Raw genomic sequence first — 24,738 nt, 5'->3', positions numbered from 1 at the left:
ATATAGAAAATTGTTTTCCCCAGATAGTTTTCTCTTCTTTTATAAAAGAAGCAGAAAAAGTACCTTTTGAGATTTCTCTGCAAAGGTATGTATTATTTTTTAATAAACAAAAGAAAAAGATTATTTATCGTAGAAAATCTTTCATTAATAGAAAAAAAATGTGATAAATAAGAAAACTTTTCATATCAGTTGAGCTAACCGCTGAGTAAGGGCTTTACGGCTGTATTGTTCTACTTCTTTGGGGTTAGTTTTAAGTGCTTTATGTTGGAATTGATGATAGAACTCTACTATTTTGGCTTTCATTTGAGAGGCATCGGTATATCTCACAAAAGTACCTGTTTGTGTTTCAGTGAGAATAGGTGTAACATCCCAGTTATGAGGTCCTATGGCGAGAATAGGTCGCCCCGAAATCATATATTCAAACAGTTTACCCGGAATAATACCTTGTGTTTCTTCGGAATCTATTTCGATGAGCAATAATACTTGCGATTGCTTTTGCAAACCAATAGCTTCTTGATGGCTAATATAACCTTTATTAATATAATAAGGTGTAAGTCCGTTATGACGAATATCTTCTTCGATTTCTTCACTTACTTTGCCTGCAAAACAAAGTGTGAAATCTTCGGCAAAATGAGGTTCCTCACGTACTAATTCGGCTAATATTTTCCACAGCATTTTGGGGTTTCTATCTGATAATAAAGAACCTATGTGCGAAATAAGGAATTTATTGGATAGGGGAGGGGTGATTGTTTTTTCCTCATCGTAACCATTGGTAATCACCTCAATAGGAGTATTGGTAAGCTGCTGAAAGTCTTTTTGCGTCTTGAAACTGGTTGTAATCACCAAGTCTGATTGTTGTAACACTTCTTTTTCCCAATAATGCTGACGTTTATCTGCCCATTTGGTAAGACGTAAATCTTTGTAATAACCAATAGTTGTCCACGGGTCGCGGAAATCGCTAATCCATTTGAGGTGAGGAATTTGTTTCTTTAATTCATAACCTATAAGGTGTACGCTGTGAGGAGGCGAAGTGGTGATAATAGTTTCTATCTGGTTTTCTTTCATAAACTTATTCAGATACTTTACAGAAGGTTTTACCCAGAATTTGCGAGCATCGGGAATGAAGAAATTACCACGTATCCAAAGTAATACTTTATCTAAAATAGAAACTTTTTTACGCGGAATGATACCCGAACTAATTTTTTGGGTTTTCTTTTTAGAGAATAACGAAGCCCAAGCATAAGGTTCCCATATAGGATGTTTGATAATTTGTATATCAGTAGGCAAATCGTTTCCTATTTCATTGTCAGTGATAGGATAAGTTGGGTTTTCAGGAATATATACAATAGGTTCTATATTAAAATCTCGTAAATATTTTACGAATTTTAACCAACGTTGTACACCAGGTCCGCCAGCAGGCGCCCAATAATAGGTGATGATAAGTACCTTTCTCATATCTTTTTCCCTATCTGTTATTTGACATAATATACATTATAACCATTTTACAATAGGTGTCTTTTTCTATGAAATAACACCACTACCCACTAATTCATCTCCGTTGTACCAGGCAGCAAATTGTCCCTCAGTAACAGCACTTTGAGGTTCTGAAAAATGAATATATAAACCATTTTTCACTTTGTATAAAACTGCTTTCTGTAATGGCTGACGATAGCGTATACGTACCATAAACTCTTTCAATTCATATACTTTTAATGCCAAATCTTCACGAATCCAATGTTCATCAGGGGTTGCGATAAACAAAGCACTGCGGAACAATCCGCGATGAGTGTGTCCTTGTCCTGTATAGATGATATTCTTCTCGATATCAGTTTCTATGATGAACAAAGGTTCTTTGGTTCCTCCCACATTTAAGCCCTTGCGTTGCCCTTTAGTAAAATAATGAGCCCCTTGATGGATACCTACTTTTTTACCGTCTTCGGGGCGATAAACGAAACGTTGTGATAAATACTCCAATTCGCTTTGATAAGTTTCAAAAGTGCGTGGCATATCAAAGTCAGTATATCCTTTCCAATCATTGGAGATTTCAATAATATCGCCTTGTTTGGGTTGTAGTTTTTGTTGTAGGAACTCGGGTAAACGCACTTTTCCTACAAAGCAAAGTCCCTGAGAATCTTTTTTATCAGCGGTTATCAAATCTTGGGCTTTGGCAATGGATCTCACTTCCGATTTCTGCAATTCTCCAATAGGGAAAAGTACTTTACTAAGTTGGTCTTGTGAAAGCTGACATAGGAAATACGATTGGTCTTTATTTTCATCTTTCCCCGATAGTAACCGGTAGATTTTTTCACCGTTTATCTCTATTTCTTCTTTGCGACAATAGTGTCCCGTTGCTACGTAATCGGCACCTAAACTAAGGGCGAGCTTCATAAAGACATCAAACTTGATTTCTCGATTACACAACACATCGGGATTGGGCGTTCTGCCGTGTTCGTATTCATTGAACATATAATCGACAATACGGGCTTTGTAGGGTTCACTCATATCCACTGTTTGGAATGGAATACCGAGCTTTTCCGCTACTAAAAGCGCATCGTTACTATCTTCTAACCAAGGACATTCATCTGAAATAGTAACCGAATCATCGTGCCAATTCTTCATAAAAATGCCTATCACTTCATAGCCTTGTTCTTTTAACAAATAGGCTGCTACACTACTGTCTACCCCTCCGCTAAGTCCTACTACTACTCTTTTCATTTTATCCTTTCTTTAGGTTCTTCTTTTTGTAAAAATATAATACCAAAAGCATTACCAATATCAAAAGCAATAATGGATACACAAATACTTTTACTTGCCAACTGCTGGCACTTTCGGCTACTTTTTCCTTATCTAAGAAAGCCAATTGTACTTTCTTATTACGCAAACTCAAAAACTCAGTATCGTCTAAAAGATAATTTAAAGCGTTCTGCAAAAAGGCTTTATTATCATAATATTTGTTTGTCCATTTATCAAATCCGAGTTCTAAGGGAATATTATTTTTGCTTTCTATATCGTTTTTGATAATATCGCCATCGGCTACTACAAGCATTTTAGTAGGTTTGCTTCTTTCGGCTTTTTCTTTGAGGTTTATGGGACGAATACGGTCTTTATAAACTGAGTTAAACTCACCTTCCAAAAGCACTGCTAATGGAATATTTCCGTGTTTGTAGGCTTCTTTATTCTGGTTATTGGGGTCAATACGCAAGTTAATTTCACGTGGAGTGCCATCAGCTTTTGAGAAAGGCGAACTAGCGAGAAGAACTGTTTTCTTCACACCGTTTTTCAGTGTATCGATGCTATTGGCAAACTGAAACCTCACTGCATCTAAATGATTGTTGATAAGGTGATTATTACCTGAAAGCACCAGCGGATTATACACCCAAGGAATAGGCATATAACGTGTTTGAGAGCCATCGCCTGTGGCTACAATGATTTCAGAAAAGTACAAATCGTTTACCAAAGTGTAATTGATACGGAAACCATATTGGAAAAACATATCAGTAAGGTTTAGATTGACGGGCATTGCCATTGTCATTCCACCTGTTTTGTACATATCTTCTAAGGAAACCGCTACATTGTCAATCAGCCATAGAGCACGACCGCCATTCATTATATACTGGTCTACGACCTGCTTTTGGGCATCGGTGAAAGGCTCAGTAGGCTTAGGCACGAGTAGTAAATCGAATTTTTCGAGGTCGTGTAGAGTCTTCTCGGGGTTGGTAGCCACTGAATCGAGGGTGAAAGGTGCTATAAAGTAGTATTCGCGCGCTGTTTTGAGGAAGTCGGCCATATAGATATCTTCCAGCGCACCGTTACTTCTGAGTACTGCGATTTTCTTCTTTTTATCTAAGGCAAACTTATAGAGCGCATCGGTAAAATTGTATTCCAATTTCTGTACTGAGTTCTGTACCTGCTCTTGGTCGGTAGAGCCGAGTTTGTTCATAAAGAGACGAACGCGCTCACTCTTCTTGCCATCGCTAATGACTGCCCAAGGGAAAATATACTCAATAGAAGATTTTCCTGCTTCATTTTGAGTGATTTGCAAGGGCTGATAGCCATTATTTATCAGTTCCTGAATCACACTTTCGGGGTGCTCCTCTCCTTCTAATGGGTTTACAAAATTGACGATAATGTTGTTATTTGCAGCAGCATACTCGTCTAATAACTGAATTGTTTCAGTCTGTAATTTCTTAAATTCGGTAGGTATATTGCCTTTGAGCAACACATCAATCACGATAGGATTCTGTATTTTAGCAAGCGTTTTCTTGCTCACCTCTGAAAGCGTATAACGTTTGTCTTGGGTGAGGTCTATCCGCGTGTGCCATTGTTTGGCGATATAATTGACTGCAAGGAGACATACTAAGGCTATAACTACCTTGCTAATAGAGTTTTGAAAGAGTTTTTTCATCGTTTATAGGCTTTGAGTGATAAGGTAGTGAGATATATGAAAAATGAGATGATAGAGAGGAAATACACGATATTTCGGGTGTCGAGCACTCCCCTACTGATAGCATCGAAATGCGTTTGGAAGCCTACCCCACCAAAATCTTCGGAGGTTACAAAGGCAATAAGCTGGTCGATACCAAAGAAGAAAAAGAAGCACAGAAAGGCAGCTAACACAAAGGAAATGATTTGGTTACTACTTATAGACGACGCCCATAAGCCCACTGCTGCAAAAGTGGCTACCAGCAAAAACAAGGCAATGTAAGAACCCACGGTACCTGCTATATCTAAGTTGCCTATGGGGTTGCCCAATACCCATACCATATAGACGTACAGGGCTGACGGTAAAAGGATTACAAAAAGTAAGAAGAGAATACCCAAGTACTTGCCGAGCACCATTTGCAGGGTGCTGACTGGTTTGGTGAACAAAAGAACTAACATACCGCTTTTTTTCTCTTCTGAGATGCTTCTCATCGTAAGAGCGGGTACTAAAAAGACGAAAACCCAAGACGAAAGCCTAAAAAAAGGCAACATATCGGCGAAACCAGCATTGAAAATGTTGTAATCTGTTTTAAAGACCCATAGGAACAAGCCGTTAAGCACGATAAAGAGCCCAATGATAGTAAAACCAATGAGCGAAGTGAAGAAATAACGGATTTCTTTTTTGAATAGTGCGTACATTTTTATAGTTAAGAGGTAAGAGTTTGAGATTTAAAAAGTCTTTAACAATAATCTTTATTCTTAGTGATTTTTCAGCGTGCAAAAATACAAAAATAATATGATACTACCACTATAGGGGGCAATAAAAGTTAGTAACAATTATCATATTTTCAAGAGTATTGGTTTCTTATTGTGAAAAATGTAATGCTTATTTTGTTTTCTTTTACCTTACTTTCTTTCTTTTTCCACTTAATAAAATAATAAAAGTGAAAAGTTAAAAAACATTGAAAAAAATACATTATAGCAGTTATCTTTTTCTACAAAACTATTATTTTATAGTTTTCTCAGTAACAGATATAGGTCATTGTCACGTTCTAAAAAAGGTTGTTATAATTAATTATTGTTTTATTAGTAATATTTTTTATTTTTGGAATCCCTCTCCCCTACCCTTTTTGGATATTGCATTATTTTCAATAAAAAAAACGATTTATTGCATATCTTTCAAAGAAGTCAAAAACCAGTCTTAGAGTGCTGGCAAAAAAAGCGGTATTTTATTAGGCTGTTTGGGGTTTTTGTGGTATATTTGCGCCTGATTTCAGAAAATGTAATAAATTGATGTAAAAATCATATTATATGAGTTCAAAGTTTTTTACTAATACAGGAGGAAATACCTTATTTAAGAAGTTTGAAGGGATTATTAAAGCAATGAAACCAGCAGCTTTTAAAGCTGTTTCAGCTTATTTTCGTTCTTCAGGCTACTTCAAAATGCGCGAAATGCTAAAAGAAGTAGAAGAAGTTAAGATATTAGTTGGTATCAATGTAGATACTCTTATAGCTGATGCTCAAAAAAGAGGAATTCTCTACTTTAAAAATTCGGACAAAACTAAACAAGAGTTTGAAAAGTGGTTTATTGAGGATGTAAAAGAAGCTCAATACTCTAAAGAAGTAGAAGAAAGTATCTTGCAGTTTATTCAAGATATTGTAGATAAGCGCATTGAAGTAAGGGTACACAATAGTCAATCTATTCACGCTAAATTCTATATTATTTTACCAAAAGAACATAGTGAATATACTGATGGTTGGGTAGTAATGGGCTCTTCTAACCTTACTGATGCAGGTATTGGTAGTAAAAAAGCTCCTAACTATGAATTGAATATAGCTTTAAAGGATTTTGATGATGTAGAATTTGCAAAAAAAGAGTTTGATAAACTATGGGAAGACTCTGATGTATTACTTCCTGCTGATGTAGACGGACTAATTAAGAAAACTTATATTGGACAAGCGTTTACTCCTTTTGAAATATTTATAAAACTACTTATAGAGTATTTTGGAAAAAATATAGATTACGACCCTAATACAGTGGGCGACTTACCTTCAACCTACAAAAAGTTAAGTTATCAAATAGATGCTGTAAACCAAGGATTTGACATGCTACAAAAACATAATGGTTTTTTCTTAGCTGATGTAGTTGGATTAGGAAAAACAGTTATAGCCTCGATGATAGCTAATCGTTTTTGTATAGCTAATGGTTTTGCACAAACTAAAATATTAGTAGTTACTCCTCCAGCAGTAGAAAAGAACTGGAAGCAAACTTTTAAACTTTTTAAGTTAGATAAGAATACTAAGTTTATTACCAATGGTAGTCTTAATAAAATAGTAGATCAAAAGGATTTGGATAACTATTGGGAAATAGATGAATATGATTTAATTTTAGTAGATGAAGCGCATAAATATCGCAATCATAGATCGCAAGGCTTTGATTACTTACAACGAATTTGTAAAACCCCACGAAAAGCTGAAGGACTTATAGAGGGAAATAAGAAAAAAGTAATACTTATTTCAGCAACCCCTCTTAATAATCGTCCGGAAGATCTTTATTATCAAGTACAACTATTCCAAGATATTCGTACAAGTACTTTGGAAAAAGTAAATAATTTGCAAAACTTCTTTGCTCCATTGATTCGTGAATACAAAGATATTATGAATACTACCACTCCTGATATGGGAAAAGTAAGGAATATCTATAAGCAAATTCGTGAAAAAGTAATTGCTGAAATTACAGTGCGCAGAACACGGAAAGACCTTAAGAAATATCCTAAATATTTAGATGATTTAAAAGAACAGGGTATTATTTTCCCTGAAATAGCACCTTTACAAACCATAGAATATCAGTTAGACACCTCTCTTGGTAAGCTGTTTTATGAAACAATATTTAACTTAACAGATGATGATAAAATAGGTTATTATCGTTATCAGGCTATTCGCTTTTTGAACAAAGAGATACAAGAAGAATACTATGAAAAAGCTGAATTAGTATCTCAATCGTTAGCGGGTATTATGAAAACTTTAATGGTGAAGCGTTTGGAAAGTAGTTTTGTAGCGTTTAAGAAAACATTAGAGAACTTATTAAAATCAACCCAACGGATGATTGAAATGTTTGAAAATGATAGAGTTTATATTGCGCCTGACTTGAATATCAACACTTTATATGAAAAAGGTTTTTCAGAAGAGGAAATAGAAGAAATAATCCTTCAGAAAAATGCAAAAAACGCAAGAAATAATATCTTTTCGGCTGATGATTTTGATCCTGTACTCTTAGAAGGTTTAAAAAAAGATGCAAATTCACTGAAAACGCTTTTTGAAAAATGGCAAAAGATAAAGAATGACCCTAAAATAGATAAGTTATTTAGCATTTTAAATAGTACTTTACTTGATAAAGAAAAGAATCCTTCACAACAGTTAATTATTTTTACTGAAAGTAATGATACAGCTGATTATTTAACAGAAAAACTTTCAACTAAAATAGCTCCTAACAAAATATTGAAAGTTTCTTCAGAAAATAGAAGTAAAATATTTGATGATATTCAAGCTAACTTTGATGCTAACTATACAAAAGAGCGAAGAAATGATTTGCAAATACTCATTACTACCGATGTGCTTGCAGAGGGTATTAACTTGCATCGTGCTAATGTATTGTTAAATTATGATACTCCTTGGAATGCTACTAAGTTAATGCAACGACTTGGACGTATCAACCGAATAGGAAGTGAAGCAGGGATTGTGTATAACTTTATTTTCTACCCTTCAGCACAAGGTGATGAAGAAATAAAATTATACAAAAAAGCCTATATCAAACTGCAAGGTTTCCATTCTGCTTTTGGAGAAGATGCACAAGTATTCTCTAAAGAAGAATTAGTAGAACAATTTGAACTTTTCAAAGAAGGAGGTGAAGGAGAAGAAGACAAACGTTTGCACTATCTACGCTTTATCCGTGAATTTAAGGATAATAACCCTAAGGAATTTAAACGTATTTCTAACATTCCTTTCAAAGCTCGTACAGCTCGTGAAAACGAAAAAACTCCATTTGATGATGTAAAAAATGGTTCTATCATTTTTATGAAATCACCTTATAAAAGTGAATTTTATAGAGTGAATGGAAAAGAAGAAATAGAAAGTATTGACTTTTTAGAAGCAGCCGAACGCTTTGAAGCCACTGTTTCGGAGAAAGGTTTTGAGGTGCCAGCATCTCATTATAAAGATGTAAATTTGGCACAAAGTAAGTTTGAAAATGATACTATACAAGCTAATATTGAAACTGTAACTCCGACTGATAAAGCAGATGGAAATACAATGCAAGCTAAAAAGTTCTTACGTGATATAAAAGGAACTTTAAATAACGAAGAACTAAAAATAGCTTGCGATCAGCTTATCAAACTTATTGACAAAGGTACTTTTACAAATATACCTACTGATATAAAGAAGATACGACAGCAGTTAGATAAACAAAAAATAACATTTGGAAATGTACAACAACTTATTCTGAATTTAGCTAATAAATACGCAGTATCATCTTTTGATAGTATAAAAAATAATAAGGAAAAAGCATTGGATATATTACCCGAAATAGTAATCACTGAAACATTTATTAAATAGTATGAAAGATTTAAGACAAATACTCTCATCTCCTTATCGTCAGGAAGATTGGATTAGCTTCTTGAAAGAGCTTTTTGCTCATAATTCAGGTACAGGAGTTATATTGCAAAAACCTCAAAGAATAGAGCTTCCTAAAAGTGAAAAAGTGAGAGAAGCTTATGAATTAGGTAATTATGAAACTACTGAAGGGAGGCTTATTGGTATTTACCAAGTAAATATTAGTGAAGATATGTTGCTATATCGCAACAAAGTAGGTCTTCGCCAATTGATGAAGAATATCTACAAATATAATGTAGATGGTGTGTTGGTAGTTTTTGTACAAGAAAAGAAATGGCGATTGTCATATATTTCTGAAATCATAAAAGAAGTAGATGAGAAAGGTAAGATTATTAAGGAAATTACTAATGAAAAACGTTTCACCTACTTGTTAGGAGAAGGAGAAAAGACAAAAACAGCCACAGATAGACTTCAACTTTTAGTAGGAAAAGAACTTTCGTTAGAAGATTTTAAAAATGTCTTCGCAATAGAGGCTCTTAATAATGATTTCTTTGATAGATATAAGGATATCTATGAAGATTTTGTACAACATATTATAGGAGTTCGCTACGAGAAAAAGGGAAATAAGTATATCGAAAATAAAAAACATCAACCACACCCTAATTTTGATGGTTATAAGGACTATAAAGATTATCCTATACCACATCCTGATAGTGAAACCAAGCTATTTAAAAATAGAGAGTTTCAAAATCTTTTTAGAGGAAATGAAAAAGCAGTCCGTGATTTTGTAAAACGGATGATGGGGCGTATTGTCTTTTTGTACTTTATACAGAAGAAAGGCTGGTTAGCAGTATCTAAGGGTAAAAATTGGGGAGAAGGTAATTATGATTATTTATACCAATTGTATAAAGAAACACCTAGAGAAGACCAACCCTATTTTTATGAAAAACGTTTAGCTCCATTATTTTTTGAATGTTTTACAGATAAAAAGTCAGAGAGTGAAACAAATGACTTGCGTTTTCCTTATCTTAATGGTGGGTTATTTGATAAAACACAAGATCAACACTTTGATAAGGTAAATTTGCCTTACTCTATTTTTACTGAACTTTTTGATACCTTTAACTCATATAACTTCACCGTCTATGAAGATGCTCCTAATGAGCATACCGTAGCGGTAGACCCTGAAATGCTGGGACATATCTTTGAAAACCTTTTGGAAGACAATAAGGATAAAGGAGCTTTCTACACCCCTAAAGAAATTGTACATTATATGTGCAAAGAAAGCCTAAAAACCTTTTTACTTTCAAAAATAACCTCTAATGGTCAATCAGAAGAAGCAAAAGATGTTATTACAAAAATAATAGAGCATCAACCTCTTAACGAAGAGGAAAAAAACTATGTGAAAGAAAAAGGGGATGTTATTACTACCTCTTTAGAAAACGTAAAAATATGCGATCCTGCTATTGGGTCTGGGGCCTTCCCTATGGGACTTTTGCAAGAAATATACTATATCAAAATCACTTTGCAACAATTAGGAATAACTCCAGAACAGACCGATGCTCAGATTAAAAAGTATATTATTGAGAAAAATATCTATGGAGTAGATATTGATGCAGGTGCAGTAGACATAGCTCGTTTGCGCTTTTGGTTAAGTTTAGTAGTAGATGAACAACTTCCACAGCCACTACCAAACTTAGACTTTAAGATTATGCAAGGGAATAGCTTATTAGAAAGCTATCAGGGAGTAGATTTGAGTGAACTAACAAAAGTTAAATCTGAAAAAGAAGCAGGAGCACAAATTACAATTTTTGATGAAATGCTTGATGTTCATCGAAATGATTTATCAAATTATATCAAAAGATACTTTAGCTGTACTAATTCCAAAGAAAAAATAACTATTCGTAAAGAAATAGATAAAAATATCAGACAACAAATAAACCAATCATATCCTAAAATAGATATGACAAATATAGATATTTGTGCTAATCCTTATTTTTTTCTTTGGCATACTTATTTTGCTGATGTATTTAAAGGGGCAAATAATTTAGACAACCCTGGATTTGATATTGTTATTGGGAATCCTCCGTATGGAGCTAAACTTTCACAAGAAGATAAAGAGGTTTTAAAGAAGAAGTATATATCAGCTCAAACTATTAAAGGAGCACAAAAAGGTTCACTAAATACATATACTCTTTTTATAGAATTAGGATACAATATATTAAGAAAAGATGGATGTTTATCTTTTATAGTGCCTATTTCAATCACATCAAGTGATTCTGTTTCTGGAATTCATAAGTTATTGGAGAATAATTGTCAAGAAATTAAGTTTTCTTCTTATGCTGTACGTCCTAAACCTGTCTTTAAAAATGCAGTAGTAAATACTTCTATTCTCCAATTTATAAAAACAAAAACTTCTTGTAAAAGAATCTATGCTACAAAAATGTATAGAAGAGGAAAGAAATTTAGCCTTGAAAATCTAATCAATAACTTAGAATTTACAGAAGTCAAGGATTTTAAACTAATAGGTCGTATTCCAAAAATCAGTTATGAGATAGAAAAAAATATTCTACAGAAAATATTTTCTAAACAGAAGGTTAGTGCTTTTATGAGAAAAAAAGGTACTCCTATTTATTATAGAAGTGCTGGAGGTAGATATTTCAAAGTTGTAACTAATTATTCTACAAAATCATCTTCAGAAACAAAAATACTTTTAGAATCTAAAATTGCTGATTCGATAGGATGTATTTTAAGTAGTAGTTTGTCATTTTGGTTCTATCAGATTTACTCTGATAATTTGAGTTGGAAAAGTTATGAAATAGAGAATTTTACAATACCCTATCTTAGCGATAAAGATATTGTAGCATTAGAAAAACTTTATCAAAAATACTTAGCTGATATAGAAAATAATGCTAAGAATAGGACTGTAACAGAAGATTCAAGCTATCATATCAGTGAATTTAAGGAATATAAAATTCAGAAATCAAAACACATCATAGACCAAATAGACGATCTTATTTGTCCTTTGTATGGTCTTACACAAGAGGAAATAGATTTTATAAAAAACTATGAAATTGAATTTAGACTATCTGATAATGATTAACAAAAAAGTGAGTTTTTTAACTCACTTTTTTTGTTTCATATTCTTCTTTTGATATAATACTTTCAATATTAGGATCTATTACTTTTACCTCTTCATACGTTAGGTTATAAAGTTTATAGACTAAAATATCTATTTGTTTTTCTATATTTGCAATATCAGCTTTAGGATTATCTCTTTTTGTTTTAACAGCTTCATTTACAAGATCAACAATAAATGATTGATTTTCAGATATAATAATAGGTAATGGTCTTAATTTTTCTAATTTTACTTGAGGAAAGGTCTTTCCTATTTCTCTTACATTATTTTCATATAGATATCTTAAGTATTTAGAATTTAATAAACCACAAAGATATTCATATGATATTTTATTAACAAAAGAATTTTTTATAATTCCTGCTTGTATTGTATTTCCAAAATAATTTTTGTCTCTTAAGATAGTCCCTATAAAATAAGGAGCTGTTTGTCTCCATATTAATTTTTCTCTACTATCCATAATTTCTTTGTTATAATAGGTACTTTCATTATCTTTTAAAAGATTTTTATATTCTTTCCTTAGCTTTTTATTAGGGGCATCTGAATGATAATAAGCATTAATATCTTTACCTATTAAAATAGGAATATCCTCTTTATTTTCAATGCTACCTTCATAAAATATTCGTTCAGCTAAATTATTATTACCTTTTTTAGACAAACCTACATTTTTCCGTTGATACTTAAATCCTGCATCTTTTAGCTCCATTATCTCACCTAAAGAATATTCATTTTCTGCTTTTTTTCTAATATTCGTAACAAATACATTGCTCTCTGTATCATAAAAAGTTACTTGTACTATCTCTGAGAAAACTACTTTATCAAGTGAACCTAAAAATCTTGAGTTTGCAGAAAGATCTGCCATTTTTATTTTACTACTTTCTTGTTTCTTTTCAAGAATTATAATAGCAGTAGAAACTACTGCATTATCAAACACATTTTCACCTAAATTAATGATTATATTCAGTTTATATTGTAATAAAAATTTGCGTAAATCTTTATATCTTGGTTGTAATAAATATGTATTAGGAGTGATATAAGCTAATATACCTTTTTTATTTAAAAGCTCTATTCCTTTATCGAAAAATATTTTATATATTTCAGTAAAACTCTTAGTAGTTTCAGGATATATTTTTTTTAATATAGGAATCAATTTATCAATGTCAGCTCCATACGGAGGATTCCCAATAACAATATCAAATCCAGGGTTGTCTAAATTATTTGCCCTAAATACCTAACTCTTTTTTATCTATAGAAATTGATAATATTATTTAAGTTATACAATTATTTCTAACAAAATTTGTATATTTAAAATTAATACCAAATTTATTTATACAATGATTTATGGATATATTCGGGTAAGCTCCGATAAACAAACCGTAGAAAACCAGCGTTTTGAAATTAGTAATTTCTGTGAGAAAAACAGCCTAACTATTGATGTTTGGGTAGAAGAAACTATTTCAGGTATGACAAGAGTGGAGAATAGAAAACTCGGCAAACTTCTCAAAAAAATGAAAAAAGGCGATGTTCTTATTTGTTCGGAGCTCTCGCGGTTGGGGCGTAACCTCTTGATGATTATGGGGGTGCTCAATGAGTGTATGAACCGCGATATTCAGGTGTGGACTATCAAAGATAATTATCGCTTGGGGAGCGATATCAATAGCAAAGTGTTGGCGTTTGCCTTTGGGCTTTCTGCTGAGATTGAACGCAATCTTATCAGTCAGCGTACCAAAGAGGCGTTAGCACGCAAGAAAGCAGAAGGAGTCGTATTGGGGCGCCCTAAAGGTAGTAAGTCAGCTAAAACCAAACTCACCGGACAGGAAAAAAAGATTAAAGAGTTGCTAGATAAGCGAGTATCATATTCAGCTATTGGCCGCATTTTGGGGGTACATAGACTAACAGTGAGTAGTTTTGTGAAAGAACGTTTACCCTTAATTTCGCATTAGAATAATCTACCTCATAAACACTCACTTTTGCAGATCCTACATTCTCATCTCTTGCTGGTGCTTTCCCCCTTGCTATTGTCAGCAATTGTCGAGTAAGTGAGTCGGCGGGAAACACTTTTTTTATCAAAAATTTTTGTGGTTTATAAAAATGTCGTATATTTGTAAACTGAATGTAATAACAGAAAAACTCAACACTAAAACAGAAGAATTTTTAATATGGAAATGACAAAAGATGATTTACACAATGCCCTGAAACACTACTTTGGGTTTGAAGCGTTTAAAGGGCATCAAGAAGAAATTATTACCAGCGTAATTAATAAAGAAAACACCTTTGTTATTATGCCTACAGGTGGTGGTAAATCATTGTGTTACCAATTACCTGCCTTAGTCTTGGAGGGAACTGCTATTGTTATCTCTCCGCTTATCGCTTTGATGAAAAACCAAGTAGATGCTATGCGTGGTATTTCGTCAACCGATAGTATTGCCCACGTGCTGAACTCTTCGCTTACTAAAAATGAAATTCGCGAGGTAATGGAAGACATCAGTGCAGGCAAGACTAAATTGCTATACGTTGCTCCCGAGTCGCTTATCAAAGAGGAATATGCTAACTTTCTCAAAACAGTACCTATTTCCTTTGTAGCGGTAGACGAGGCGCACTGTATCTCGGAATGGGGACACGATTTCCGTCCTGAGTACCGCAATATTAGAACCATTATCGAGCGTTTGGGCAGTAATATACCTATTGTAGCACTTACTGCTACGGCTACTCCTAAGGTACAAGAAGACATTTTGAAGAACTTAGGAATGCAGGAGGCTAACGTGTTTAAGTCGTCGTTCAACCGTCCAAACTTGTATTACGAGGTACGCCCTAAAACTAAAAATGTAGATGCCGATATCATTCGTTTTGTGAAACAGAACAGTAAAAAATCAGGGATTATATACTGTCTCAGTCGTAAAAAGGTGGAAGACCTTGCACAAACCTTGCAAGTAAACGGCATTTCGGCAGTGCCTTATCACGCAGGATTAGATGCTAAAACACGCGCCAAACACCAAGATATGTTCTTGATGGAAGAAGTAGATGTGGTAGTTGCAACTATTGCTTTTGGTATGGGTATTGACAAACCCGATGTGCGCTTTGTAATTCACCACGATATTCCTAAAAGTATAGAAAGTTACTATCAAGAAACCGGACGTGCCGGTCGCGATGGTGGTGAAGGGCATTGCTTGGCTTTCTATTCCTATAAAGATGTAGAGAAGCTGGAAAAATTTATGATAGGCAAACCTATAGCTGAGCAAGAAATAGGACAAGCGCTCTTGCAAGATATTGTAGCCTATGCCGAAACGTCTAGTTCGCGCCGTAAATTTATCTTACATTACTTTGGTGAAGAGTTTGACGAGGTGAATGGCGAAGGTGCTAATATGGACGATAATGTGCGTTTTCCTAAAGAAAAGAAAGAAGCTAAAGACGATGTGGTGAAATTACTAAACGTAATTATTGCTACCAAACAGAAATTTAAAGCTAAAGAGATTGTAAATACGCTTATTGGAAAAGTGAGTGCTATTATCAAAGCACACCGTATTGACGAACAAGAGTTCTTTGGTATTGGGAAGGAAAAAGACGATGCTTACTGGATGGCACTCCTCCGTCAGGTAATGGTAAACGGACTCATACGTAAAGATATAGAAACTTATGGGGTGATGTTTATCACCGATAAAGGAAAAGAGTTTTTAAAAGATGTACCTTCATTTATGATGACTGAAGATCATAGTTATGAAGAAGAACCCGAAGATATTAACAGTGCTAATGCCGTAGCGGCCGACCCTGTACTTCTTGAAATGCTCAAAGATTTGCGTAAGAAAGTAGCCAAACAAAAAGGGGTACCTCCATTTGTGGTATTCCAAGACCCTTCGCTCGAAGATATGGCTCTCAAATATCCTATTACTATTCAAGAGCTTACTAATGTACACGGTATAGGGGAAGGCAAGGCTAAGAAATATGGTAGTGAGTTTGTAAAGCTCATTGAGCGTTACGTAGAAGAGAATGATATTGTACGCGCTGAGGATTTAATAGTAAAAACTACTGGGTCTAACTCAGCTTTGAAATTGTTTATCATTCAAAATATAGACCGCAAATTGCCTTTGCCTGACATCGCACAAGCTAAAGGATTGGAAATGGATGAGTTCCTCAAAGAAATGGAACAAATAGTATACAGTGGTACCAAGCTGAATATCGATTATTGGGTGAATGAAATCTTTGATGAAGAGCAACAAGAAGAGCTTCACGAATACTTTATGGAAGCTGAAAGTGATAAAATATCGTTAGCTTCTAAAGAGTTTGCCGGTGATTACGAAGATGATGAACTAAGAATCTACCGATTGAAATTCATTAGTGAGGTAGCGAATTAATACAAGAGGTCTTATATTTAACCAATGTTAAAATAAGTAAGTTAGATTAAAAAAGTGTCTGAGAGTTAGCTATAATTTCTCAGACACTTTTTTTAGTGAAAATGGTGTGAGCCACACAGGCAGGTGTGAGCACACGAGCAATCGTAGCACGACAGGCAGATAATGAAAAGACGAACAAAAGACGAACAAAAGACGAACAAAAGACGAACAAAAGACGAATAAATGACGAATAAAGAACGAATAAATGACGAATAAAGAACGAATAAAGAACGAATAAAGAACGAATAAATGACGGTGCGAGCAGCAGGGGCAAATAAAGAATGAACGAAGGATAAATGGAAATAAAGTAAAGATAAGATGATTTAGAGCATTATTATAAAACCTAAAAATCTTTTATTAGAGCTTGAAAATACAGGTAAATAAGGAGTATATAGAGTGTTATAAATACTCGTAAAAATAACTTCAAAAAAACATTAAAAAATATTTTTCAGTATCAAAATTAATTTGTACATTTGCACCGGTTTTTGAGAGACCTCTCAAAAATTGAGGCAATTTTATATTGCTATTAGATAAAAAAGAATTGTTAAATTAATATCAAATTTAAGACATTATGAGTAAACCAAAAACACTTTCCGTTGATAAATACGGAATTAAGAACGCTAATGTTCGTTATCAGTTAACTGCTGACGAATTACACCAAGAAACTTTGGATAAAAAATTAGGCGTTGAAGCTTCTTCAGGAGCTATTGCTATCAACACAGGTAAATTTACAGGGCGTTCTCCTAAAGACCGTTTCATCGTAAAAGATGATATCACCAAAGATCGCGTATGGTGGGGAAGTATTAACATTCCTTTTGAACCTGCAAAATTTGACAAACTATATGAAAAAGTAGTAGCTTACTTATCTAACAAAGAAATCTACGTTCACGATGGTTATGTTTGTGCAGATCCTAAATACCGTACTAACATTCGTACCATTACTGAGCTTCCTTGGAGCAACCTTTTCGCTTATAATATGTTCTTGCGTATAGATGATAGCGAACTTCCTTCTTTCAAAGAAGATTGGTTGGTAGTAAATGCACCTGGTTTTGAAGCTGACCCTGCTGTAGATGGTACTCGTCAGGCTAACTTCGCTATCTTGAACTTCACCAAAAAAATTGCTTTGATTGGTGGTACAGGTTATACCGGAGAAATTAAAAAAGGTATCTTCTCAGCTATGAACTTTGAATTGCCTGTGTTCCGCAACACTATGCCAATGCACTGTTCAGCCAACGTAGGTAAAGGTGGTGATACTGCTATCTTCTTCGGCTTATCAGGTACTGGTAAAACTACTCTTTCAGCTGACCCTAACCGTCATTTAATTGGTGATGACGAACACGGCTGGACTCCTGAAAATACAGTATTTAACTTTGAAGGTGGTTGCTATGCTAAAGTAGTAGACCTTACTGCTGAAAAAGAACCTGAAATCTTTGGAGCTATTAAGAAAGGTGCTATCCTTGAAAACGTAATTATGGACGATAAAGGTGTAGTTGATTTCTCTCGCACTGATATCACTGAAAACACTCGTGTTTCTTATCCTATTTACCACATCGCAAATATCCAGCCAGGTTCTATAGGACACAATCCTAAGAACATCTTCTTCCTTACTTTCGATGCTTATGGTGTATTGCCTCCAATCTCTAAATTGACTCCTGAACAAGCTGCTTATCAATTTGTATCTGGTTATACTTCAAAAGTAGCCGGTACTGAGGTAGGTATCACTACCCCTCAAAAAACTTTCTCTGCTTGTTTTGGTGCTGCCTTTATGCCACTTCACCCAGCTGAATACGGAAAACGTTTGGCTGAGAAAATCAAAGAAACTGGCGTAAACGTATGGTTGGTAAACACTGGTTACAACGGAAAAATGAAAAGATGTAGCTTAAAAGATACTCGTGCTCTTATCACTGCTGCCCTTAATGGCAAACTTAACAACGTTGAGTACAAAGAATTGCCTATCTTTGGCTTCAAAGTACCTCAATCTTGTGAAGGTGTATCAGACCAAAGCATCTTGAACCCAGAAAATACTTGGAGTGACAAAGCACAATTCAGTGCTAAACTCAAAGAATTGGCTGAATCATTTGTACAAAACTTCAAAGACAAAAAATTTGCTGAAGGTGCAAGTGCTGACGTCCTTGCTGGAGCTCCTAAATTGTAATTATTTAGATAACCATATTCAAAAGGCTGTTCATTTAAGAACAGCCTTTTATTTTTGTTTTTTACTAATATTATTACTATTTTTGCACCCCAAATAGAATTTAAAGATAAAAAATGCTCGACAAATTAAATATCGTAAAACAACGTTTCGACGAAGTTTCGGACTTAATCATTCAACCTGATATTATTGCAGACCAAAAGCGCTATATCCAGCTCAACAAGGAATATAAAGACCTTAAAGAACTGATGGATAAGCGCGATGAGTATATAAATGTAACTGGAAACTTGCAAGAAGCTGAGGAAATTATTGCTGATGGCAGTGATGCCGAAATGGTGGAAATGGCAAAGTTACAATTAGAGGAAAGCAAAGAGCGTTTGCCTCAGTTAGAAGAAGAAATCAAGTATATGCTTATCCCCAAAGACCCTGAAGATGCTAAGAATGCCGTAATGGAAATTCGTGCAGGAACAGGTGGTGACGAGGCTTCAATCTTTGCAGGCGACCTATACCGTATGTACACCAAATACTGCCAAAGTAAAGGCTGGAGTACCTCAGTAATGGACTTTAATGAAGGAACTGCTGGCGGGTATAAAGAAATTATCTTTGAAGTAACGGGAGACAATGTATATGGTACCTTAAAATTTGAAGCAGGAGTACATCGTGTACAACGAGTGCCTCAAACAGAGACACAAGGGCGTGTACATACTTCGGCAGCAACTGTAATTGTATTGCCAGAAGCAGAAGAATTTGATGTGGAACTTGATATGGCTGATGTGAAAATCATTCGTACTACTTCTACGGGACCAGGAGGGCAGTCGGTGAATACAACCTATTCGGCTATTCAGTTGCAACATATTCCTACAGGCATTGAGGTACGTTGCCAAGATGAGAAATCGCAACACAAGAATCTTGAAAAGGCACTTAAAGTATTGCGTTCACGTTTGTATGAAATGGAGCTGGCAAAGAAGATGGAAGCTGATTCTGCTCGTAGGAAATCAATGGTTTCCAGCGGTGACCGTTCAGCTAAAATACGCACTTATAACTATCCGCAAGGGCGTGTAACCGACCACCGTATAGGTCTTACCCTTTATGATTTGCAAAATGTTATCAATGGTGATGTACAACGTCTTATTGATGAACTTCAATTGGCTGAAAATGCTGAGAAGCTAAAAGAAGGAGATGTTTTTTAAACTATTATTAAAAAAGAAAATAGCAATATTGTTATTGTAGCGATAGTAGGTGTTATATTCTTTTTGGCAATCCTATTTATTTTGTGAGATGGCAAAGAAGTATTATGTAGTATGGGAGGGACACCAAACGGGGGTCTTTACCTCGTGGACTGAATGTAAGAAGGCTGTTAATAATTTTCCAAACGCTAAATACAAAAGTTTTCCTACGGAAGAAATGGCACAAAAAGCCTATGCAGGGAATTATGAAACGTGCAAAGGTAAAAAGATAGAAGAGCCTGCACTTTCATCAGATGCATTAAAACTTATCGGGAAGCCTATTTTACCTTCTATTGCGGTAGATGCTGCTTGTAGCGGTAACCCTGGTATAATGGAATATCGGGGGATAGATACTGAAACACAAGCCGAGATTTTTAGGCTTTCACCTATGAAAGATGGCACCAATAACATAGGGGAGTTTTTGGCTATAGTACACGCTTTGGCTTTCTTAAAACAACGCAACCTTACAATGCCTATCTATTCGGATAGTGAAATAGCAATGCGCTGGGTACAACAAAAAGTATGTAAAACTAAGCTTGGAAAGACAGCTGATAATGCAAAAATATTTGAACTAATAACTCGTGCTGAAAAATGGCTACAAGAAAACACTTATCCTAATCGTATTCTCAAATGGGAAACCAAAGCGTGGGGCGAAAATCCTGCGGACTTTGGTAGAAAAGACTCTTAACTTTTCTTCTTAAATCTAAAAAATAAATGACTGATATTACTCTATCTGTACAGCCTACTTCGAGTCCTGATATTATTAAATTGGAGGCGAATAAAGCCTTAGTAAAAGGTAGTTACGAGTATAAAAATATTGATGAAGCTAGAAACTCACCCTTAGCAAAAGAGCTGTTTTACCTTCCTTTTGTAAAGACAGTATATATCTCGAGTAATTTTATTGCGTTGAAACGATTTCCAATTATAGAATGGAAAGACGTACAAGAAGAAGTAGCACAGCAAGTATTGCTTTATTTACAGTCAGGGAGAGAAATTGTAAGCACTGAGGGTGAACAAAAGAAGGTTATTTCCGTATATACTGAAACAACACCTAATCCTTCGGTAATGAAGTTTGTAGCCAATAAACGTCTTGTTCCTACTATTATAGAATATAAGCATATAAAAGAGACTGATGAGGCTCCTATGGCTAAAGCTCTTTTCACTCAGTTTCCTTTTATTGAGGAGGTATTTTTTGATGATAACTATATTTCAGTTACTAAAAAAGATAACAAAGAATGGGCAATGGTTACTCCTAATATACGAGAATTCATTAAGAATTATCTTTCAGAAGGGCATACGCTTATTTCTTCTTCTGAAATTAAACGACATCAGCAAGCAACACAAGAACGACTACTCTCTATGGTTACTACTGATGAGGTATCAAAACAAATTGTAGCTATTATAGATGAGTTTGTAAAGCCTGCTGTAGCCTCTGACGGAGGAAATATTCAGTTTATTTCGTACAATCCAGAAACGCATTACGTAGAGGTAATACTGCAAGGAGCTTGTAGTGGTTGCCCCTCCTCTACCCTAACCTTAAAAAAGGGAATTGAAGTCATCTTAAAAGATAAGCTACAAAACCCTTATATTAGTGTAAACGCTCTTAACGGATAAGAACATTTTCTGAAATAAAATAACCACGCCTTATGGAGCGTGGTTTAGTTAAACAATTCTTGAAATGTGTAGTGTTGCGGTTACACGAAATTCTTCTTATTTATTTTTCAATAAATCTCTAATCTCAGTAAGTAACTCTTCTTGAGTAGGACCAGCTGGTGCAGCGGGAGCCTCTTCTTCTTTTTTCTGTTTGTTTAGCTTGTTGATACCTTTTAGAAGTATAAACAATACAAGTGCAATACAGAAAAAGTTAATTACAGCAGCAAGAAACTTACCATAAGCTACTCCATTCCATACCAAACCTTCTAAGTGTTCAGCACCCGTAGCTTTCAAAGCAGGTGTTAATAACAAAGGAGTAATAACATCAGACACTAATGATGATACGATAGCACCAAAAGCTGCCCCGATGATAACCCCGATGGCTAAATCGACTACGTTACCTTTTACGGCAAATTCTTTAAATTCTTTTAAAAATCCCATAATGATTCATTTTAAGTTTATAAAAATAATTTGTTACTTAATTCGGGGCAAAAATAATACTTTTTTCGGAAATACAAAAAGAAAAGGGACGAATTTCACAACTGTCCCTTTTCATCACTAACTAAAAAACTCAATCACTATGATGGTTAAGTATAACTTTACACAGTCATACTAAATATTTTGGTATTAGGCATTTTGCGTTGTAAGTGCAAATCGAAAGCCATACAGATATTTCTAATAAAAGGTTTTCCCTCATCGGGGACTTCTATATGATTACCTGCTATATGCAGTAAACCATCGTTTTGCATCTCTTGTAGATGTGCTATTACTTCTGTTATTTCAGGAAACTGAAGAGATTCGTCGTTCCAAGAAGTAGTAAACTGACACATCAAGTTGAGGATATGACGCCTAATAATTAAATCTTCTTTATTGAGAATATGCCCTTTACACACGGGTATTTCATTCTTCTCAAGACGTGCATAATAAGCATCTAAATCTTTCTCGTTTTGGGCAAAACCGTACCAACTGTCGCTGATAGAAGACATTCCTAAGCCTATCATCACTTGCGTTTTGGAGGCTGTATAACCCATAAAGTTGCGATGCAATTGATGATTTTTGAAAGCCTTATACATATTATCAGTAGGTAAAGCAAAGTGATCCATTCCTATTTCGGCATATCCTGCTTTCAATAAGTATTGTTTTCCTACTTCATACAACTCTCGCTTTACTTCGCCTGTGGGCACATCTTCATCTTTAAAACCACGTTGCCCACTGCCTTTTATCCAAGGTACGTGCGCATAGCTATAAAAAGCAATACGGTCGGGACGAAGAGTGTTACTCCTATCAATGGTGAAGAGTACATCGTCTAAAGTTTGAAACGGCAAACCAAAGACCAAATCGTGGCTTACAGAGGTATAGCCGATAGCTCTGGCTTGCTGGGTAACACGCTGTACATTCTCAAAAGGTTGAATGCGGTGAATGGCTTTTTGTACCTTAGGCGAATAATCTTGTACACCATAACTCACGCGCCTAAAACCTAAGTCGTAAAGCGTTTGTAGGTGAGTTTCAGTGGTATTATTAGGATGACCTTCAAAACTAAATTCGTGAGCATCAGCTTTATCAGCACGTTCAAAAATACCTTCTATCAAACGACGCAACTGCAAAGGTTCAAAAAAGGTAGGCGTACCTCCCCCCAAGTGTATTTCCTTAATACGAGGGCGTTCTTTCAAAAAATCAGTGTATAACTGCCATTCTTTAAGTATTGCCTCTATATAAGGGGCTTCCATTTCGTGACGCTTAGTAATACGTTTATGACAACCACAGAAAGTACAAAGACTCTCACAGAAAGGCAAATGAATGTATAGGCTAATCCCTTCGGTACTATTGCTCTCAGCATAGGATTTTCGTAAGCTCTCTAACCATTTTTCAGTAGAAAAAGTACTACTATCCCAATAGGGAACAGTAGGATAGCTAGTATAGCGAGGTCCAGCTACATTGTATTTTTGAATGAGAGATATTGCCATTTTCTGTAAAAACGGGGCAAAGGTATAAAAAAAAGTGGAAAGTGAAAAGAGAAAAGAAAAAAATATAGATTCACTAATACCGTAATGCCAATAATATCAAACTAATGACGAGGGACGAATGACGGGACAAGCTATACAGATAAATAATTATAAGACAAACAACAAGAGGTTCTACAGTGGCTCTACAGTGGCTCTACAACGAACAAAAGACGAACGATGAACGAAGGAATAACGAACCTAAGGCAAAGAAAAGTTATTTGAATATTGAATATTAGACATCTATGTTTAGATTCGTTTGCAGAAAAAATAGCAAGACTCTTTTAATCTTGTACTTTTCTAATTTGACTGCAATATATTTAAAAGGTTTTCATTAAACCATTTATACCGATTGATAATCATAATATGAGTACCATTTTTTACTACAATAGCATTTTTTATGTACTGAATAGGAAAAACAGGATCTTTATCTCCGTGAATGTGAACTGTGTGGGGTAAAGGTTCTTTTTGTTGCCAATTCACTATGCGGTCTATTGACCAATCGAGATAGGCAGGGGAGCGCATTCCTATATATTTCTCGTATAGAGCTATTCGTTTGGTCATCAGTTCAGAAAAAGAAAATCTTTTCCAAAACTCCAAATCGCTGATAGTACGAGTGGGCAATAACTTATGCAGGTTTGTATAGCGTGCCAAGAGCATTTTTTTAGGCAGTTCGTACTGCGTTTTTACGCTGGAAATGAGGACTATTTTTCGATAATCGTTCAGTTGTTTGGCTATCTCTTGTACAATAATTCCTCCAAATGACACCCCTAAGAGCACAGGAGAAGGCTCGGTAATTGCTACTGCAATACGTCCTGCATAGTGTGCTAAACTTTCTTCTTTTTCGGGAGTAATCCAGTCGAGTAAGTGCACACGGAAATTGTTGGGGAATTGCAAACGCTCGAAAATCTTAGGGCTGGCAGCCATTCCAGGCATTAAATAAATAGAAAGATTATCTTTTATATTCATTTGATATTGCTTTTTTACGAAAAATAAGTAACTTTGCACCAAATTTTAAATGAGTAACAGGTTATAGGTAAAAAGTAAAAAACTAACGATAGTTAGGTATGTGAATGAGGTATAATGCTCATTTCTTACTTCTTATCTCTTATCTAGACAGAAGCAAAAGTACAACATTTTTGTCAAATAACGAATA

15 protein-coding genes and 1 pseudogene are annotated in these 24,738 nt (G+C 34.8%); 8 read left to right on the top strand and 8 right to left on the bottom strand.

What is annotated here, in order from left to right:
- Positions 1-180 precede the first annotated feature (180 nt).
- From HMPREF1528_RS09420 to HMPREF1528_RS09405, 4 genes are all read right to left on the bottom strand, one after another.
- The gene (locus HMPREF1528_RS09420) at positions 181-1,455 is read right to left on the bottom strand and encodes a glycosyltransferase family 4 protein (RefSeq protein ID WP_016479563.1); all 1,275 of its coding nucleotides are present in this window, start codon (positions 1,453-1,455) and stop codon (positions 181-183) included.
- Between the two features lie 66 nt (positions 1,456-1,521).
- On the bottom strand, positions 1,522-2,715 hold the full coding sequence (mnmA, locus tag HMPREF1528_RS09415) for a tRNA 2-thiouridine(34) synthase MnmA (RefSeq protein WP_016479562.1): 1,194 nt from the start codon (positions 2,713-2,715) through the stop codon (positions 1,522-1,524).
- A gap of 1 nt (position 2,716) precedes the next feature.
- Positions 2,717-4,405, bottom strand: a complete 1,689-nt coding sequence (gene gldG / locus HMPREF1528_RS09410) for a gliding motility-associated ABC transporter substrate-binding protein GldG (protein WP_016479561.1) — start codon at positions 4,403-4,405, stop codon at positions 2,717-2,719.
- On the bottom strand, positions 4,402-5,121 hold the full coding sequence (locus HMPREF1528_RS09405) for an ABC transporter permease subunit (RefSeq protein ID WP_016479560.1): 720 nt from the start codon (positions 5,119-5,121) through the stop codon (positions 4,402-4,404). The genes gldG and HMPREF1528_RS09405 overlap by 4 nt, the downstream gene beginning before the upstream one ends.
- A 612-nt stretch (positions 5,122-5,733) precedes the next feature.
- On the opposite strand from HMPREF1528_RS09405, the gene HMPREF1528_RS09400 reads away from it, so the two are divergent.
- Positions 5,734-9,033: a helicase-related protein gene (locus tag HMPREF1528_RS09400; RefSeq protein ID WP_016479559.1), complete on the top strand. Its 3,300-nt coding sequence runs from the start codon at positions 5,734-5,736 to the stop codon at positions 9,031-9,033.
- Position 9,034: 1 nt separating this feature from the next.
- Entirely contained in the window at positions 9,035-12,130 is a 3,096-nt protein-coding gene (locus tag HMPREF1528_RS09395) for an Eco57I restriction-modification methylase domain-containing protein (protein WP_016479558.1), read from the top strand.
- 16 nt (positions 12,131-12,146) lie between these two features.
- Here the strand turns inward: HMPREF1528_RS09395 and HMPREF1528_RS13205 are convergent.
- A pseudogene (locus HMPREF1528_RS13205) lies at positions 12,147-13,364 on the bottom strand (Eco57I restriction-modification methylase domain-containing protein); the annotation flags it as partial.
- 133 nt (positions 13,365-13,497) lie between these two features.
- Here HMPREF1528_RS13205 and HMPREF1528_RS09385 point away from each other — a divergent pair.
- The 6 genes from HMPREF1528_RS09385 (at position 13,498) to HMPREF1528_RS09360 (ending at position 21,543) form a co-directional block, all read left to right on the top strand.
- On the top strand, positions 13,498-14,106 hold the full coding sequence (locus tag HMPREF1528_RS09385; protein WP_016479556.1) for a master DNA invertase Mpi family serine-type recombinase: 609 nt from the start codon (positions 13,498-13,500) through the stop codon (positions 14,104-14,106).
- Between the two features lie 216 nt (positions 14,107-14,322).
- Positions 14,323-16,512 (top strand): DNA helicase RecQ, encoded by a 2,190-nt coding sequence (gene recQ / locus HMPREF1528_RS09380; RefSeq protein WP_009419726.1) that lies wholly within the window; start codon positions 14,323-14,325, stop codon positions 16,510-16,512.
- A gap of 610 nt (positions 16,513-17,122) precedes the next feature.
- Positions 17,123-18,706, top strand: coding sequence for a phosphoenolpyruvate carboxykinase (ATP) (gene pckA, locus HMPREF1528_RS09375; protein ID WP_002672023.1), 1,584 nt, complete (start codon positions 17,123-17,125; stop codon positions 18,704-18,706).
- 113 nt (positions 18,707-18,819) lie between these two features.
- Positions 18,820-19,893 carry a peptide chain release factor 1 gene (gene prfA, locus HMPREF1528_RS09370; RefSeq protein ID WP_002672024.1) on the top strand — a complete coding sequence of 358 codons (1,074 nt, stop codon included), beginning with the start codon at positions 18,820-18,822 and terminating at the stop codon, positions 19,891-19,893.
- A gap of 88 nt (positions 19,894-19,981) precedes the next feature.
- Entirely contained in the window at positions 19,982-20,617 is a 636-nt protein-coding gene (locus HMPREF1528_RS09365; protein ID WP_016479555.1) for a viroplasmin family protein, read from the top strand.
- Positions 20,618-20,643: 26 nt separating this feature from the next.
- Entirely contained in the window at positions 20,644-21,543 is a 900-nt protein-coding gene (locus tag HMPREF1528_RS09360; protein ID WP_016479554.1) for a NifU family protein, read from the top strand.
- A gap of 96 nt (positions 21,544-21,639) precedes the next feature.
- On the opposite strand, the gene mscL is transcribed toward HMPREF1528_RS09360, so the two are convergent.
- The 3 genes from mscL to HMPREF1528_RS09345 form a co-directional block, all read right to left on the bottom strand.
- A complete protein-coding gene (gene mscL, locus HMPREF1528_RS09355) occupies positions 21,640-22,023 on the bottom strand; it encodes a large conductance mechanosensitive channel protein MscL (RefSeq protein WP_002672032.1) in 384 nt (127 codons plus the stop codon).
- Positions 22,024-22,181: 158 nt separating this feature from the next.
- Positions 22,182-23,546, bottom strand: coding sequence for an oxygen-independent coproporphyrinogen III oxidase (hemN, locus tag HMPREF1528_RS09350; protein ID WP_016479553.1), 1,365 nt, complete (start codon positions 23,544-23,546; stop codon positions 22,182-22,184).
- A gap of 336 nt (positions 23,547-23,882) precedes the next feature.
- On the bottom strand, positions 23,883-24,551 hold the full coding sequence (locus tag HMPREF1528_RS09345; RefSeq protein ID WP_009417152.1) for an alpha/beta fold hydrolase: 669 nt from the start codon (positions 24,549-24,551) through the stop codon (positions 23,883-23,885).
- Between the last annotated feature and the right edge of the window lie 187 nt (positions 24,552-24,738).

The organism is Capnocytophaga sp. oral taxon 336 str. F0502, from assembly GCF_000411575.1.
In the GTDB taxonomy this organism is placed as follows: Bacteria; Bacteroidota; Bacteroidia; order Flavobacteriales; family Flavobacteriaceae; genus Capnocytophaga; species Capnocytophaga ochracea.
The sequence above is the reverse complement of the archived record's forward strand: the minus strand, read 5'-3'. Positions and strand labels throughout refer to the sequence as shown.